The organism is Aquimarina macrocephali JAMB N27, assembly GCF_000520995.1.
GTDB classification, from domain to species: domain Bacteria; phylum Bacteroidota; class Bacteroidia; order Flavobacteriales; family Flavobacteriaceae; genus Aquimarina; species Aquimarina macrocephali.
The window spans coordinates 31,403-49,455 of record NZ_JACA01000053.1 but is presented as its reverse complement, the minus strand read 5'-3'; the positions used below and the strand labels follow the sequence as shown (position 1 = coordinate 49,455).

General features: G+C 33.1%; 13 protein-coding genes. 5 read left to right on the top strand and 8 right to left on the bottom strand.

From position 1 onward, the window contains the following. Positions 1–5: 5 nt before the first annotated feature. Positions 6–401 carry a lipocalin family protein gene (locus tag Z054_RS0124305; RefSeq protein WP_024772621.1) on the bottom strand — a complete coding sequence of 132 codons (396 nt, stop codon included), beginning with the start codon at positions 399–401 and terminating at the stop codon, positions 6–8. 193 nt (positions 402–594) lie between these two features. On the opposite strand from Z054_RS0124305, the gene Z054_RS0124300 reads away from it, so the two are divergent. Further along, positions 595–1,464: an AraC family transcriptional regulator gene (locus Z054_RS0124300; RefSeq protein WP_024772620.1), complete on the top strand. Its 870-nt coding sequence runs from the start codon at positions 595–597 to the stop codon at positions 1,462–1,464. Between the two features lie 70 nt (positions 1,465–1,534). Further along, the gene (locus Z054_RS0124295) at positions 1,535–2,611 is read left to right on the top strand and encodes a DUF418 domain-containing protein (protein ID WP_024772619.1); all 1,077 of its coding nucleotides are present in this window, start codon (positions 1,535–1,537) and stop codon (positions 2,609–2,611) included. Positions 2,612–2,687: 76 nt separating this feature from the next. Here the strand turns inward: Z054_RS0124295 and Z054_RS0124290 are convergent, their stop codons facing one another. The 4 genes from Z054_RS0124290 to Z054_RS0124275 all read right to left on the bottom strand — a co-directional run bounded on the left by Z054_RS0124290 (position 2,688) and on the right by Z054_RS0124275 (position 6,172). Then, entirely contained in the window at positions 2,688–3,788 is a 1,101-nt protein-coding gene (locus tag Z054_RS0124290) for a DUF2911 domain-containing protein (protein WP_024772618.1), read from the bottom strand. 137 nt (positions 3,789–3,925) lie between these two features. Further along, positions 3,926–5,155: a peroxiredoxin family protein gene (locus Z054_RS0124285; protein ID WP_024772617.1), complete on the bottom strand. Its 1,230-nt coding sequence runs from the start codon at positions 5,153–5,155 to the stop codon at positions 3,926–3,928. A 78-nt stretch (positions 5,156–5,233) separates the two neighbouring features. Further along, a complete protein-coding gene (locus tag Z054_RS31890; RefSeq protein ID WP_024772616.1) occupies positions 5,234–5,905 on the bottom strand; it encodes a hypothetical protein in 672 nt (223 codons plus the stop codon). A 63-nt stretch (positions 5,906–5,968) separates the two neighbouring features. Next, positions 5,969–6,172, bottom strand: coding sequence for a hypothetical protein (locus Z054_RS0124275; protein ID WP_024772615.1), 204 nt, complete (start codon positions 6,170–6,172; stop codon positions 5,969–5,971). A 129-nt stretch (positions 6,173–6,301) separates the two neighbouring features. Between Z054_RS0124275 and pheT the strand changes: the two genes are divergently transcribed. After that, complete coding sequence (pheT, locus tag Z054_RS0124270) at positions 6,302–8,728, top strand: phenylalanine--tRNA ligase subunit beta (RefSeq protein ID WP_024772614.1); 2,427 nt, start codon at positions 6,302–6,304, stop codon at positions 8,726–8,728. Positions 8,729–8,836: 108 nt separating this feature from the next. Here the strand turns inward: pheT and Z054_RS0124265 are convergent, their stop codons facing one another. Together Z054_RS0124265 and gyrA are read right to left on the bottom strand one after the other, a co-directional pair. Beyond that, on the bottom strand, positions 8,837–10,126 hold the full coding sequence (locus tag Z054_RS0124265) for a tetratricopeptide repeat protein (RefSeq protein ID WP_024772613.1): 1,290 nt from the start codon (positions 10,124–10,126) through the stop codon (positions 8,837–8,839). A 30-nt stretch (positions 10,127–10,156) separates the two neighbouring features. Continuing rightward, the gene (gene gyrA, locus Z054_RS0124260) at positions 10,157–12,700 is read right to left on the bottom strand and encodes a DNA gyrase subunit A (RefSeq protein ID WP_024772612.1); all 2,544 of its coding nucleotides are present in this window, start codon (positions 12,698–12,700) and stop codon (positions 10,157–10,159) included. 367 nt (positions 12,701–13,067) lie between these two features. Between gyrA and Z054_RS0124255 the strand changes: the two genes are divergently transcribed. Continuing rightward, on the top strand, positions 13,068–15,626 hold the full coding sequence (locus tag Z054_RS0124255) for an ATP-dependent Clp protease ATP-binding subunit (RefSeq protein WP_024772611.1): 2,559 nt from the start codon (positions 13,068–13,070) through the stop codon (positions 15,624–15,626). A 263-nt stretch (positions 15,627–15,889) separates the two neighbouring features. Then, on the top strand, positions 15,890–16,291 hold the full coding sequence (locus Z054_RS0124250) for a hypothetical protein (RefSeq protein WP_241461446.1): 402 nt from the start codon (positions 15,890–15,892) through the stop codon (positions 16,289–16,291). Between the two features lie 172 nt (positions 16,292–16,463). Here the strand turns inward: Z054_RS0124250 and rny are convergent, their stop codons facing one another. Next, entirely contained in the window at positions 16,464–18,032 is a 1,569-nt protein-coding gene (rny, locus tag Z054_RS0124245) for a ribonuclease Y (protein WP_024772609.1), read from the bottom strand. Positions 18,033–18,053: the final 21 nt, after the last annotated feature.

The window sequence follows — 18,053 nt, the reverse complement described above, 5'->3', positions numbered from 1 at the left end:
TGATTTTATAAATTAAAAGCATAATGAACCTCTATCTCCCTAATCTCTTTAATATCAAAACGCAACACCAAATTCACTGATGTTAAAACGACGATGTGTGCCTTTACCTTTTCTTTTTTATCATCAGTCATCATTATATAGCTGCCATTAGTGTTTAACATCCAGGCACCGCTCTCCATTTTCCCATCAGACATAGAGATAAAGGTCATATCCTTTTTAAAAAGGATATAGTCATTTTTTTCTTTTTTAGATGGTGGGTATTTCTTAACTCCAATCTTGTAGGTATCAAGATCCCATTTTTTTAAGAGGCTATTCTTATCTATAGTTTGTGCTTTGACATTATAGATTGAAAAAATGAATAATATTACCATTAAAGCTTTTATACCTGTTTTGTTGTTCATGTTCTACTATTAAATTTTAACCAAAACTAGTAAGCATGAACAGTATGTCGTTTGTCCTATTAAGACAAAAAAGCATAATCTCTATATTGCATTAAAATTCTTATTTCACGCTATGAATAACATATCTAATTGTCCTAAAAAGACAACTCTGATACTACTATTTCGTAGTACCTTTCCTTTAAAATGATAAAACATGGGAAATCCAACACAACTGGAACGTTATAAAAAATTAATTCTCTATATAGAAGAGAAATTTAAAAATGAGATCAGTAAAAAAGATATAGAAGACATATCGTTTTATTCTTATCGAAATATAAACAGAATATTTCTTGCACTGCATCACGAAACTATAGGTCTATATATAAAAAGAATAAAATTAGAAAAGGCCGCAGAATACCTGAAATTTTCATCTGAGAACATCTCTGATATTGCCCATGAAATTGGATATAGTGATATTGCTGCTTTTAGTAAAGCTTTTAAAAAACAGTTTAAATGTTCTCCTTCTTCTTTTCGAAATTCGAACAAAGTCAAACAATACATTACCCAAAAAGCGATCTTCTCATTAGAAAACACTCAAGAACAAGTTCTTAATTATGAACTCGAAGAAATTCCTGGTTTTGATATTTTATATTTAACCTATCAAGGATCTTATGAAAATATCAATGGTATAGAAAAAACCTGGAAACAATTGGTCTCATACGCCTCAAAACATGATTTATTAAAAGACGAAACAATTATATTGGGTGAAATATTAGATGATGATGCAATCACAGACACTGTACATTGCAGGTATAATGCCGGGATTGTTCTAGAAAAAGAAATAGACTTTCCTTTAAAAGGGTTATTTAAAACCAAACATATAGCACAGCAAAAATATGCCAAGTTCTTACACAAAGGTAGTCATGAGAGTTCTACAGATACTTACAATTTAATCTATGGGTACTGGATAACCGAAGTACAATTAGAGTTTGAAGACAAACCTACTTTAGAGTTTTATCTTAATGATGAAACTAATACTCCAGAAAAAGAACTCCTTACCGAGATTTATATTCCTGTAAAATAATAATTGTCTGTATTGAACAATACCACTTCTAACCTGCTCATCTATATTTGTTTGCAAAAAAAAGAGTGCTATGCAAAAAAGAATTATTGGAATTGATGTTGCACGTGCACTGGCAATCTTTGGAATGATTATAGTTAATTTTAAAATGGTATTTGGAAATCATGGTAATCCATTCTTGAATACTATTTTAGGATTATTAGATGGTAAAGCAGCTGCAACCTTTGTTGTTCTGGCAGGTGTAGGAATCTCATTAATGACAAAAGGTGCATTACATCGCAATAATGCAGATGAACTAAACCAAAACAAATACAAACTTCTAAAAAGAGCTCTATTTCTTTTTTTAATTGGCATATCCTATTCCACAATCTGGCAAGCAGATATTTTACACTTTTATGGGATATATATACTTCTGGCAATATTTTTAATAAAAAGTAAGCCAAAAACACTATCATTTATTGCAATAGGAATGGTGATGTTATATCCTATACTTATGATATTATGGGATTATGATAATGGATGGGACTATGCAAAAATGAGCTATATAGACCTATGGACTGTAAAAGGTTTTTTAAAAAACCTTTTTTTTAATGGTTTTCATCCCATCTTCCCCTGGAGTGCATTTATGATTATAGGAATGTGGTTTGGCAAGGTGCAATTAAGTAATATTAAAGTAGTTATAAAAGCATTATGGGTTAGCCTTACAGTATTTATAATCGTACAGATAATATCCTATTTTTCTATTGCTTTCTTTTCTATGGGAAACCAAGAAATGATCTCAGAATTAACTCCGATTCTTGGAACAGATCCTATGCCACCATTACCTTTATACATGATTTCTGGAAGTAGTGTAGCCATATTCCTTATTTCATTTTGTATTCTAATTTCAAAGAAATATGAGAATACCACTTTCATACATATATTAAAAAACACGGGGCAACTTGCTTTAACGTTCTATATTGCACATGTCATAATAGGAATGGGATTTATAGAAATTGTTAGCCCTATAAAAATGGGAGAGTATACAGTTAACTTTTCCTTTTTATACGCATTGTTCTTTATTATAGTATGTCTTATCTTTTCAATGATTAATAAAAAGTATTCAAAATATGGCCCTATTGAATGGATAATGAGAAAATTAACTGACTAAGTTATATATGAAATAAAACACAAAGACCGTCTAATAAAATTTAGACGGTCTTTCATTATTGCTATAGATTATTCCTTTAATTTATATCTTTTCCATTTTTAAGTTTTTCCAAATCACCGTTTAATCTTCCTTTAAATCGATCAGGAGCACTGTCTAATGATGTATTTATCGCTTTTATAGCATTTTTATAATCCCCGGTTGCCGAATACGCTTTTGCTAATCCATAATTAGATGGCCATGCGCCTTTACTATTTTTTACGTTATCCTTTAAAATAAGGAGTGCTTTATCTTTTTGCCCTAAGCTTATTAAACCTGTTCCTAATCTAAAAACCTGTGAAGTACTTCCTAGTTTGGCAGCTTTATCTACAAAAGTCATAGCTTCACTTGTTTTCCCTTGTTTAGCCAAAATTTGTGATTTAAGAGATAGGTTAGCAAAAGTTTCTTTACTAAAAAAACTACCAGATATAGATGCATCAACCCACTCTAGTGCTTGATCTAACTCACCTGCACTAAATGCATAATTTGCAGCATTATCCCAATTTGTCTGAGTAAAACCTGCAGAATTGCGAAGATCATTCTTAATGCCTTTCATTACAACATTTTTCACATCAACTCCGATCGTGAAAGGAATTTCTTTTTTCTCCCACCTCAATGCTACTACCGCACTGTTAGCTTCGACTTTAGGAAATAAAAAAGTTAGCATTTCGGTATGTGCTGTCTCTTTGGTTTTAACATCTACACGTAAAGCATCTTCCTTTTCATCATAAAAATAACTTCCCCAGGAGTTAGAATTATTAGAAAATATAACAGTAGCACCACCATCTTCTTTTAACGCAATATGGAGGCCATAAGTACCTGCTTTAATATCTTTTCCTTCGATTTTTACATCGTGAGTAAACTCTATAGTCGAATTGCTATTAGCTCCTGCTCTCCAGGGTGCCGCTGTAGATGTTCCAAAACCCAGGTTATTATATCCATAAGGAACTAGTTTTCCCCAGATTTCACGTTCTTTTACACTTGGTCTCCCATAATCAATTGTGATATTTGTAGTTCCTACACGTTGCATTACTTGGGCACGTTGGCTTCCTTCAGGTGTAGTAAGTTGCGCATTTGTTTGAATTGAGAGCAACATCATTGCGCTCACAATACAAGTTGTAATTAAGTTGAATTGTTTCATGACTTTTTTTTTGATTAATTATTATCACTTAGAAAAATCTAATTTCTGACTTAAACAATGTAAGAGGTATATCTCAATCCTAATGTTACGGTAGTGTTAAACTCAAAAATAAAGTCATAATTGATTGTTAAACCATATTATTCTTTTAACAACTGGTTAACAAAACCTTCAAAATCATTTTTAAAATCTACATATTTTTGGCCTGTAGCCGGGCCATTGAAACCAGTGTGTATTTTACGTACTTGTCCTTTTTTATCAATAAAAATGGTAGTTGGATATGATAATACATGGTTTAGCATTGGTAGTTTTTCTTGTGCTTTCTGCTTATCTGAAGTTCCATATTGAGCTAAAAGAACAGGATATGTTACCTTTAATTTTTGCTGTAATCGTTTTATGGATTTAAATGCTTTTTCTTCGGTCTTTGCATATTCAAAAGCTAATGCAACAAATTCGGCTCCATTGTTTTTATGCTCATTCTGATATTCTACATAATATTTGGTCTCATCCATACAGTTTGGGCACCAGGTTCCCATAATTTGTACGATTACCACTTTATCTTTAAACCGATCATCTTTAAGAGAAATTTGGTTTCCTTCAACATCAGGAAAATTAAAATCTAATGTATCATATCCTTCTTTCAGAAAAGTTAGTGAATCTTCAGAAGGTAATTTAAAGTTCTCATTTCTTTTTGCTACAAAAGGCTCTTTCCAGTGATTACCCGAATAAAAGTAACCATTTAATGTACTATCAGTAACCTGTGCCGTAAATAAGAAAGCATGAGCTCCATCAAAAGTTGATAATTGTAATTGATCATTATTTAAAACGCCTTCTAAATAACGATAGTCTCCTGTAGTTGTTCTAAATGTACCCGTAACCATATTTCCATTTTGTTTAAAAGTACCTTTGGCTATATACCTATCTTCTTCATTGTCTTTACTAAAAATTGTCTCCCAATTTCCTGTAATATCATGATTTGATTTTGAAACAATTTCAAATCGATCCTGTTCTCCATAATTTGCCGTAAAAGGCACCACTCTATCCAGGCTTTTTTTAATAAAACTTCCAGAAATTGTCATCGAATCTATAAATCGACCAGCTATATACCCTTCAAAAACAGGAAACTTAATTAGTATAGAATCTTTATTGATTATAACTTCATCTACATCGATTGTTTCTTCGGCATTAAAAATTCTTAAGGTTTGATCCTCCATTACTTCAATCAAAAAAGGAAGTTTTTTATTATCCTGAACTTCTAAAGTTGCTTTCCAGGGTCCACTTTTAAACTCAATCAAATCAGATGGTTTTTCTTTCTTACAGGAAGAAAAAATAGTGGTTACAAGTAGAATAAATATGGCTGTTTTTCTCATTATTTTTATCGTATAAAAAGTCCGGAAAGTTACTCAAAACTTACCGGACGATTTTCTTTTTATAGTTTTATTAGGCTTTTATTGTTCCTTAGTATATAATTTGTCTAATTTTTCTTTTCCTTCTTTCATCTTTTCTTTTCCTTTTTTAATTGATTCTTCTAAGGCTTTTAGCTTTTCTTCGGCTTTAGTGATTTTGGCTTCTTTTTCTGCTATTTCTTCAGGAGTTAGAGCTTCTTCTCCCTCCTTTTCCTTTGCTTTTGCCAGGCGTTCTTTTGCTGCTTCAATTTTTTCTTTACCTCTAGTTATCCTTTCTTCATTCTTTTTCAACACCTCATTACGTTCTTTCACCATATTCTTAGCTTCTTCAGCTCTGGCCATTCCAAATTCCTTACCAGTTAATCCTTCTTTATTTTTGCCATAGGCTTTACCTTTTACCTTTTTTTCGGCTTTCTCTAGGGCCTTTTCAGCCTTTTCTTCAGCTTTTTCAGCCTTTTCAATAGCTTTATCCTTCGCTTCTTCTAGTTTTTCAACTTTTTTTTCTGCTTTCTCTCTGGCTTTCTCAGCCTTCTCTTGAGCTTTTTCTGCTTTTTTTTCTGCCTTTACCTGAGTTTTTTCAGCTTTTTCCTTTGCTTTTGCTTTTTTCTCAGCTACTTTTTCTTTTGCTTCCTGAGATTTTCCTTGAGCAATAGTAACTTGATTCCCTAAAGTGAAAATCAAAACAAATACCAATACTAGTTTTATAAGTTTCATGATAGTCTTTTTTAGTTAATGTTAGAATAATTAAGGTATGAAGGTTTATTACTAAAAGGTCTTTTAAATATTATCCAAATCTTCTAAAGATTCTTCCAATTCTTCTACTTTGGTTTCTACTTCTTCTGAGATTTGATCTAATTCAGATTCAACCGCTTCTATTTTTTCTACAGCTGCTTTGGTTTCTTCCTCTTCTTTTTTCTTATCTGTACAAGAAATTATTCCGAAAAGAAACATAATAGTAAATAACTTAATTCCTGTTTTCATAATATTAAAATTTGGTTAGAATAAAACTATTCTAAATATACCATAATTTTATTTATAGATATACTTACAACTATTTGTATCCTCTGCCCAATATATTATCTTTACCACCTGAATTTAGAAAGATCACAAATGAAGATTTCGTATAACTGGCTGAAGCAATTTATTAATATCGATTGGGATGCAGAAAAAACCGGAGAACTCCTTACCGATTTAGGATTGGAGGTAGAAGGAATAGAGTCCTATCAAAGTGTAAAAGGAGGACTAGAAGGTGTTATTGTAGGGCAAGTTCTTAATTGCGAAAAACATCCAAATGCAGATAAGCTTAAAATCACCAAAGTAGATTTAGGTAGTGGTGAGCCAGTTCAGATTGTTTGTGGTGCTCCTAATGTTGCTGCTGGGCAAAAAGTTCCTGTTGCAACTATTGGCACAAAACTTTACAATGATAAAGGTGAAGAATGGGTCATAAAAAAAGGAAAAATAAGAGGCGAAGAAAGCCATGGTATGATCTGCGCCGAGGATGAATTAGGGCTAGGAAAAAGTCATGATGGGATTATGGTTTTAAGTACTGATATCACTGTAGGAACTAAAGCTTCGGACATATTTGATATTGAAAATGATTCTGTGTTTGAAATTGGATTAACTCCTAATCGTGCAGATGCAATGAGTCATTTGGGTACTGCGCGTGATCTTAAAGCAGGATTACTACAAAAAGATATTAGTTTAGAACTCATTACTCCATCAGTAAGTAATTTTAGAGTAGAAAACAGGCTAAATAAAATTGACATAGAGGTCAAAAATACTGTACTAGCACCTAGATATTGTGGTGTAACAATTTCTGACATTAAAGTAAGTGAGTCTCCCGCCTGGTTGCAACATAGATTGAAAGCGATTGGAATTACTCCAAAAAACAATGTGGTAGATGTTACTAATTATGTTTTACATGAGCTAGGACAGCCATTACACGCATTTGACGCACATTATATTGAAGGAAATAAAATTGAAGTAAAAACATTAGATGCCGGTACTAAGTTTACAACTCTAGATGAATTAGAAAGAGAACTACATCAGGAAGATCTTATGATCTGTGATGCTGTAAAACCTCTTTGTATTGCTGGTGTATTTGGTGGAGTAAACTCGGGGGTAACAGAAAGAACAACTTCGATTTTCTTAGAAAGCGCATATTTTGATCCTATTAGTATTCGTAAAACGGCAAAACGACATGGTCTAAATACAGATGCTTCTTTTAGATTTGAAAGAGGTATTGACCCAAATATCACCGAATATGCCCTTAAAAGAGCTGCTCTATTGATACAGGAACTTGCAGGAGGAAATATTTCTAGCGAAATCATGGATTTATATCCAAAAAAGATTGAAGATTTTCAGGTAATTTTATCTTTTGAAAATGCTACAAAATTAATTGGCGAAGAAGTACCTCAAGATACTATTAAGAGGATTCTCACTTCGTTAGACATTAAAATCAATAGTGTAACTGAGACAGGTATAGGCCTTACTATTCCGGCATACAGAAATGATGTGCAAAGAGAAGTTGATGTTATAGAAGAAATCCTTAGAGTATACGGGTATAATACTATAGGTTTTACTCAGAAATTAAATGCTTCTATATCAAATATTGATAAGTTTTCTGACCATAATGTGCAAAACACGATATCAAATCAACTTGTTGGTCAGGGATTTAATGAGATGTTAGCCAACTCGCTTACCTCTCCTCATTATATTGCCTTGAGTGAACAACTTAAAGATGAAAATAATGTCGAAATGCTAAATCCACTTAGTAATGATTTGGCAGTAATGAGACAATCTATGTTATTTTCGGGATTAGAAGCTGTATCATATAACAGCAATAGAAAGCGATCGGATCTTAAATTATTTGAGTTTGGAAAAACATATCATAATTACGAAGATAAAAGAATAGAAAACAAACACTTAAGCATTATTGTTTCCGGAGATAGATCCAAAGAAACCTGGACCATGAGTTCGCAAACAAGTGATTTCTTTTACCTAAAAGGAATAGTATACTCTGTTTTGGAGCGTTTAGGATTAACAAGGTTAAAAACTTCTCCTATAAAGAATGATGTTTTTGCAGAAGGTCTTTCTTTAAGTATTGGCAAAGCTCAATTAGTTGATTTTGGAATACTAAAAAAATCGGTATTAAAACATTTCTCTATTTCTCAGGAAGTATTGTATGCCGATTTTAACTGGGATGTTATCTTGGAATATGCAAAACACAATAAAATAAAGTACACAGGCATCCCAAAGTTTCCTGAAGTGCGTCGTGATTTTGCCTTGTTATTGGATGATTCTATAAAGTTTGAAGAAATTCATACTATCGCCAAGCAAACCGAAAAACAAATTTTAAAAGATGTAAACTTATTTGATGTGTACCAAGGTAAAAACCTACCAAAAGGGAAAAAATCGTATGCTGTAAGCTTCATTTTGCAAGACGAGAATAAAACACTTACCGATAAACAAATCGATAAAATCATGAACAAGTTACAGTATAATTTTGAAAATAAATTAGGAGCCGAACTTAGATAAATAACAGTATTCAATCTAGGGTACTATTCTATAAGTATGCAAATAAATCATAAAAAAAACCGGAATATATATTCCGGTTTTTTTTATAATTATTAAGAAGCTCTATTATTAGTTACCTCCTTCTAAAGCTTTAAGTCTGTCTTTCATTTCACCAGCTTTAGGATCATCCAATTGATAAAATATATTCATCAATGTACGAATAGCTTCTACATTATCAGGATTACTTTTTAAAGCTCCTTCAAGGTAAGGAACAGCTGTTTTATATAGTTCTGATCTCTTTTTTGTTAGTTCTTCATATTTCCTATTATCGCTTGAAGATGTTCCTAAACCATTCATCTCATCTACAATCTTAGTTTCTCCACTTAAAATTATAGAAGCAATATTAATTTGAGCAGCAGTATAATCTGGCTTTAACTCTAAAGCTTTCTTATAGTATCCCATTGCCTGATCATTGTCTCCAAGACGAGAAGCACTAACTCCTAAATTATATAGTAAATCTGGATTTTCAGGATCGTTAGCTACGATCTGTTCCATAATCTCCTTATACTTAGCAATATTCCCTAACTTATAATATACATCAGCTTCTGCCTGCATTAATGCAGAATCCTCAGGGTTTTCTTTTTTAGCATCTTCAATAGCAGCTACAGCCTCTTCATCTTTTCCTTGGCTCATATAAATCAAGGCAATATTTTTAGCAATCTCCCCTTTTTTAGATTCAGAAGTTTTAGTTTCTGGTTTAATATACTCTCCTGATTTTACAGAAAGGTCTCTTATTTGTTTAGATTCAAAAACATCAAGCTTACCAGTTTCTTTATGCGTTGCTACAAACTCCTTTTTTTCTCCGCTAAAACCAAGGTCTTTTAATTCCTTATAATATTTTAGAGCAGTATCATAGTCTTTATTATTAACAGCGTTACCTGCTGCATAATATAAATATGTAGTATCAGCTTTATTAGTTGTATATCCTAAATAAAGTTTTTCTGATGCTCCTTTATAGTTTTTTGCATTCTGATCTTTAATTGCATTTTCGATTAAAGATTGACGCAATAATTGTAATTTTTGTGATGCATCTACTGTATATTTAGCTGCTCCTGATGCTGCTTCAATTTCTATTGCTTTATTATAAGCATTAGCCGCACTTTCAATTTTCTCTAAAGATTCATTTGCTGAAGCTGCAACAACTTGTCCTTTATAAAAATAATACTGCGCTTTCATTTTATCATCGGCAGCATCCAACTGTCCTTCTGCAGCTTGCAATGCTTCTGCTGCCACATCCATATTACCAGATTTCAAGGCTTTGGCAGCTGCTTTTAATGCTGGTTTTGGTGTGATTTTCTTTTGAGCGAATCCAAAAGCACCAACAGCTAGAAATAGTACTACGATAAATTTAGTCTTCATTACTTGAGTTTTTTTTAAAATGGGATTTAATTATTGTTTTGTTTCATTATCAATATTCGTGCCATCTGAAGCATTATCAGTATCTGTCTCAGAAGAATCAACATCTTCTATATCTTCATCCTGATCTATATCGTCTTCGTCATGCATAACTTTTGCTACTGCGGCAATAGAATCTTTACCTTTTAAATTAATAAGACGTACACCTTGTGTTGCGCGTCCCATTACACGTAAATCTTCTATTGCAAGTCGAATAGCGATCCCTGATTTGTTTATAATCATAAGATCATCTAAATCGGTAACGTTCTTAATCGCTACCAGGCTTCCTGTTTTATCTGTAACAGAAATGGTTTTAACACCTTTACCTCCTCTATTCGTTATTCTATAATCTTCTAATTTAGAGCGTTTTCCATAACCATTTTCTGAAACTACTAAGATGTTACTTTCCATTTCATTAACAGCTACCATACCAATTACTTCATCTTTATCATCGGCAAGTCGGATTCCTCTTACTCCTGAGGCACCACGCCCCATTGGTCTAGTCTTTTCTTCTTCAAATCGAATTGCTTTACCCGATTTTACTGCTAGCATTACCTGACTCTTACCATCGGTTAACTTAGCTTCGAGAAGCTCATCATTATCCTTTATTGTAATTGCATTAATACCATTTGTTCTCGGTCTGGAATATTGTTCTAATGACGTCTTTTTAACCTGACCTTTTTTCGTTGCCATAATGACATAATGCGAATTAATATACTCTTCATCTTTAAGATCTTGAGTACAGATAAAAGCTTTCACTTTATCGTCATTATGTATATTAATTAGATTTTGAATAGCTCTTCCTTTAGAAGTTTTACTTCCTTCCGGAATTTCATATACTCTCATCCAGAAACATTTTCCTTTCTGAGTAAAGAACAGCATGTACTGATGATTGGTTCCTACAAATAAATGTTCGAGAAAATCCTCATTACGTGTTGTACTTCCTTTTTGTCCTACTCCTCCTCTATTTTGTTTCTTATATTCGTTAAGAGAAGTTCTTTTTATATATCCTGCATGTGAAATCGTAATTACTACTTTTTCATCCGGAATCATATCTTCTATACTCAGGTCTCCACCTGCATATTCTATCTGAGAACGACGCTCATCACCATATTTTTCTTTTATTTCTGCCAGCTCGTCCTTAATGATTTGCATTCTACGCTCCTTCTTTTCCAAAATATCCTTAAGGTCTTCGATAGTCTTCATCAACTCATCATACTCCGCACGTAGTTTATCTTGCTCAAGACCTGTTAATTGACGCAAACGCATCTCTACGATTGCTTTGGCCTGTATTTCAGAAAGTTTGAAACGCTTTATTAATTTTTCGCGGGCCTCATCTGCATTTGCAGAAGAACGAATTAAAGCGATCACTTCATCAATATTATCAGAAGCTATAATTAACCCTTCAAGAATATGAGCTCTTTCTTCGGCTTTTTTCAATTCATATTTTGTACGACGAACAACTACTTCATGTCTGTGTTCGACAAAATAATGAATCATTTCTTTTACATTCAACAACTGTGGTCTTCCATTAACCAGTGCAATATTATTTACACTAAACGAAGATTGTAAGGCTGTATACTTATATAAAAGGTTTAGTACTATATTAGGTATTGCATCACGTTTAAGAACATATACGATACGCATACCGTTTCTATCAGACTCATCACGTATTGTAGAAATCCCTTCAATCTTCTTATCATTAACAAGGTCAGCAGTTTTTTTAATCATATCTGCCTTATTCACTTGATAAGGAATCTCGGTAACGATTATACTTTCTCTACCGTTTACTTCTTCAAAACTTGCTTTAGCTCGTATAACGACTCTTCCTCTACCAGTTTTAAAAGCTTCCCTAACACCATCATAACCATAGATTGTTCCACCTGTAGGAAAATCCGGGGCTTTAATATATTGTATTAATTCATCAATTTCGATATCGTTATTCTCAATATAAGCAACTGTACCATCAACAACTTCACTTAGATTATGAGGAGGCATATTCGTTGCCATACCCACTGCAATTCCTGAAGCTCCATTTATTAATAATCCCGGAACTCTTGTTGGCAGAACTGTTGGTTCTTGTAAAGTATCATCAAAATTAAATGTATGATCTACAGTGTCTTTTTCAATATCTGCCAGCATATCTTCAGATATCTTACGCATTCTTGCTTCTGTATAACGCATAGCCGCAGGGCTATCACCATCTACAGAACCAAAGTTACCCTGGCCATCAACTAACATATATCTCAAACTCCATTCTTGCGCCATACGAACCATCGTATCATATACAGACGTATCACCATGCGGGTGATATTTACCAAGAACCTCACCTACAATTCTTGCAGATTTCTTGTGGGCACTACTTGCTTTAACACCCAGTTCATACATACCGTATAAAACACGTCTATGTACGGGCTTAAGACCATCCCTAACATCAGGAAGTGCACGAGATACTATAACAGACATTGAGTAATCAATGTATGCAGATTTCATCTCATCTTCTATATTGATAGGTATAAGCTTTTCTCCATCAGCCATAAAAAATTATTTTATTCTAAAAATTGATTAATTAAACGGGCTAATTTAAGTAAATTAAGACGGTTTTAACAGCTAATTACCTATCTAATATACGTAATTTATTAACAATAGTAAGGATATAGATAGTTAATAAGTCTACGATCATAGGTTTTGATTATTAAAGCATTTTTTGTCTATTTACCAATAAAAGCAAAAAAACCATAAAAGACACTGTCTCGGAGCTAGTGTTTTTTTTTAAAGCTTGAAATTGCATGACAAAATACCCTATTATCAAAATATATATGTTAATGATCGATTAAAAGGAATAGTTTTTGTCAATATAATTCTAAAAATTACTATTTTAGTTATAAAGAAAGAGAATAATTTTATGGATGATAATTTTTCGCCCAGAGTAAAAGATGTTATTGCGTACAGTAAAGAAGAAGCTCTTAGATTAGGGCATGACTTTATCGGTACAGAACACCTTATGCTAGGGTTGCTACGTGACGGAAGTGGTAAAGCTATTAATATTCTAGATGCGCTGGATATCGACTTGACCAATCTAAGAAGAAAGGTCGAGATTCTTAGCCCTGCAAATCCAAATATAGCCGTCGCCTCAAACGAGAAAAAAAATTTACATTTAACCAGACAGGCAGAAAGAGCACTAAAAACTACTTTTTTGGAAGCTAAGCTATTTCAAAGTTCTTCTATTAATACTGCTCATCTTCTGTTATGTATTCTAAGAAATGAAAACGACCCAACTACAAAACTTTTAAATCGTTTAAAAGTAGATTACGATAATGTTAAAGACCAATTTAAGTTTATGATTGCTAACGAAGAAGAATATATAGATAACCCAAAAGCAGAATCTTTCTCTGAAGATGATGATGATTTAACAGGAGATTCATCCAAAGAAAATCCTTTTAACTCTCCTTCTGGAGGAAGTAAAGCAGGGAAAAAATCTAAAACTCCTGTTTTAGACAACTTTGGCCGTGATTTAACTGCAATGGCAGAAGAAGGAAAACTCGATCCGGTAGTAGGACGATCCAAAGAAATAGAGCGTGTATCTCAAATATTAAGTAGACGTAAAAAGAACAACCCTCTCCTTATAGGAGAACCCGGAGTTGGTAAATCTGCCATTGCAGAAGGACTTGCTCTAAGAATAGTGAAACGAAAAGTTTCTAGAATCCTATTTGACAAAAGAGTGGTTACTCTTGATCTGGCAAGCTTAGTTGCAGGAACCAAATATCGTGGACAATTCGAAGAACGAATGAAAGCGGTAATGAACGAATTAGAAAAGAACGATGATATCATTCTTTTTATAGACGAAATCCATACTATTGTTGGTGCTGGTGGCGCTACAGGAAGTTTAGACGCTTCGAATATGTTTAAACCAGCCTTAGCAAGAGGTGAAATCCAATGTATTGGAGCTACAACCCTAGATGAATATCGTCAATATATAGAAAAAGATGGCGCATTAGAAAGACGTTTTCAAAAAGTAATTGTAGAACCTACAAATATTGAAGAAACCATAGAAATTCTTAATAATATTAAGGAAAAATATGAAGAACATCACAATGTTAGTTATACTCCAGAGGCTATCCAAGCTTGTGTAAAACTAACTAATAGATACATGACAGATCGCTTTTTACCAGACAAAGCTATTGATGCACTGGACGAAGCTGGTTCTAGAGTACATATTACTAATATTGATGTTCCTAAGAAGGTACTTGATCTCGAGAAAAAACTTGAAGAAGTAAGAGAATTAAAAAATAGTGTAGTCAAGAAACAAAAATACGAAGAAGCTGCAAAACTTAGAGATGACGAAAAGAATCTTGAGAAAGAACTAGGAGTTGCACAAGAACAATGGGAAAAAGAATCTAAATTACATAAAGAAACTGTTGATGAAGAAAACGTAGCAGATGTAGTTTCTATGATGACTGGTATTCCTGTTAATCGTATTGCACAGACTGAAAGCAATAAACTTGCCGAATTACCTAATCTAATTATGGGTAAAGTTATTGGCCAGGACGAAGCTGTTACCAAAGTCGTAAAAGCAATACAACGTAATCGTGCCGGATTAAAAGACCCTAACAAACCTATTGGGTCATTTATATTTTTAGGACAAACAGGGGTTGGTAAAACACAGTTAGCCAAAGTCTTAGCCAGAGAGCTTTTTGATAGTGAAGACACACTTATTCGTATTGACATGAGTGAGTATATGGAGAAATTTGCAGTTTCGAGACTTATTGGAGCACCTCCTGGATATGTTGGTTACGAAGAAGGAGGCCAACTTACCGAGAAAGTAAGAAGAAAACCATATGCAGTTATTCTATTAGATGAAATCGAAAAGGCACATCCTGATGTATTCAATATGATGCTTCAAGTACTAGATGATGGATACCTTACTGATAGTCTTGGACGTAAAATTGATTTCAGAAACGCTATAATTATTATGACCTCTAATATTGGAGCGCGTAAACTGAAAGATTTTGGACAAGGAGTTGGTTTTGGAACTTCTGCCAAAAAGACCCAAGCAGAAGATTATGCTAAAGGAGTAATAGAAAATGCATTAAAAAAAGCATTTGCTCCTGAGTTCCTGAACCGAGTAGATGATGTTGTTGTATTTAACGCATTAGAACGAGAGGATATCCATAAAATTATTGATATCGAACTTGATAAACTATATGGCCGAATTAAAGATCTTGGGTACGACTTATCCTTAAGCGAAAAAGCTAAGGACTACATTACCGAAAAAGGTTTTGACAGACAGTATGGTGCAAGACCTTTAAAAAGAGCTATTCAAAAATATATAGAAGATGCTTTGGCAGAAGAGATTATAAATTCTCAGCTTGGAGAAGGAGATAGTATATTCATGGATATGGATGACGATTCTGGTGAATTAACAATTACTATCAAAAAAGCTGAAGAATCTACTGAATCCTAATCATCAAAGCATAACAATTACAAAAAAGGCTGTTATTTTAGAGATAACAGTCTTTTTTGTAATCCATCCAAGAAACTTTATTAAAAAGCCGTTGAGCTACTTAACTAAATAACATCAACCCCAAATAAACAGAACGAATATAGCCATGAATTTAATATGAGACATGTTTTAGCCTCTTAATTAATTCATGTTTTTTTCATATATTATACGGTAAAATAGCATGAAAAAGTTTTATTTTCACCCTGTTTTTGTATCTAAAACACATGTTAAAAGCTAACAAAAACCTAATGATCACTTCATACAATTTTTATTTTTGTCATATAGAAATATATGAAGATTATGTAAAGGCTGTAATGAAAGAAGGAGTCACAGTATCACCAGAACACAACGATGTTTTACTACAAATAGTAGAAAAACATTTTAAAAACAAGCCTTTTGTTTACATTACTCACCGCATTAATTCTTATGCCGTAAATCCTACTATATACCTAGAAACAGCTAAAATCTCTAACATGATTGGCTTTGCTGTAGTATCTGCAGATCCTAAACAAAAGATACAAATAAAGCTCGAAAAAACTTTCTTCAACAAAGAATTCAAACAATTTGACACTTTGGAATTAGCCCTGGAATGGAAAGACAATATTATTAAAAAGTATAGAGATTAATCCTATAACAAATTAATTCTCCAAGCAAACTCACCAAGCGATCAACAGAAAACATGTTTTATACCCCCTAAGACTTGAAACATTATTAAATCTAAGAATTTCATTACCAAAAATAACAAAGCGATATTACCCTTAAGTACTATCGCTTTGCTTATACGTATTTCTATAAATATTATTTAGCAATATTTACTGCTCTTGTTTCTCGTATTACGGTCACTTTAACCTGACCAGGATATGTCATATCTGTCTGTACTTTTTGAGAAATTTCAAAAGAAAGGCTAGCCGCTTTTTCATCATTCACCTTTTCACTTTCAACAATTACACGAAGTTCTCTACCTGCCTGAATCGCATAAGCTTTCTTGACTCCATCAAACCCAAAGGCAATCCCTTCTAAATCTTTCAATCTTTGTATATAAGAATCCAGTACTTGACGTCTCGCACCTGGTCTGGCGCCACTAATCGCATCACATACCTGAACGATAGGAGATATTAAAGATGTCATCTCTACCTCATCGTGATGGGCTCCTATGGCGTTACAAACTTCTTGTTTCTCACCATATTTTTCTGCCCATTGCATTCCAAGAATAGCATGTGGCACTTCTGTTTCTGTATCCGGAACTTTACCAATATCATGCAACAACCCAGCTCTTTTGGCTAATTTTGGATTCAATCCTAATTCTGAAGCCATTACACCACATAATTTAGCAACTTCTCTTGAATGCTGTAGAAGGTTCTGACCATAAGAAGATCTATATTTCATCCTACCCACAGTCTTAATTAGTTCTGGATGCAATCCATGTATACCAAGATCAATCACGGTACGTTTACCAACTTCGATTATCTCTTCATCAATTTGTTTTCTCGTTTTTCGTACTACTTCTTCTATTCGTGCAGGATGAATTCTTCCATCTGTCACTAATTTATGAAGTGATAATCGAGCCACTTCTCTTCTTACAGAGTCAAAACAAGATAAAATTATTGCTTCAGGGGTATCATCAACTATAATCTCAACTCCTGTAGCAGCTTCAATAGCTCTAATATTCCTACCTTCTCGACCAATAATTCTACCCTTTACATCGTCACTTTCAATATTAAAAACTGAGACACAATTCTCTATTGCTTCTTCTGTACCTATTCTTTGGATAGTATTTATTATTACTTTCTTAGCTTCCTGCTGTGCTGTTAGCTTAGCTTCTTCAATGGTATCTTGAATAACTGCCATAGCATCAGTCTTTGCTTGTCCTTTTAGAGATTCTACAAGTTGCTCTTTCGCTTCTTCTGCAGATAATCCTGATATAACTTCAAGTTGTTGTACCTGGCTTTTATGAAGTTTTTTAAGTTCGCTTTGTTTCTTTTCTAAATAATCCTTGCGTTGCTCTCCTTCTTTAATCTTTTCTTCTAGCTCTATATTTAGTTTTTTATTTTTAGATAATTCATTAGAAACCTGAGATTCTTTATCTCTAGTTCGTTTTTCCGCTTCGGCCATCTTCTTATCTCGGGATAATATTACCTTTTCATGTTCTGATTTTAATTCAATAAATTTTTCTTTAGCCTGAAGTATCTTGTCTTTTTTAATTGTCTCTCCCTCACTTTTAGCATCTCTTAAAATACTTTCGGAAGCTTTTTTAGCATTTTTAATAATTTCTGACGCCTTGCTACGCTCCAGAACTTTGGCAATGATAAACCCTATCATTAGTCCTGCTACCCCAGCAACTATCAAAAATATAATATTATTATCCATAATTTATGTTAGTATTTATAT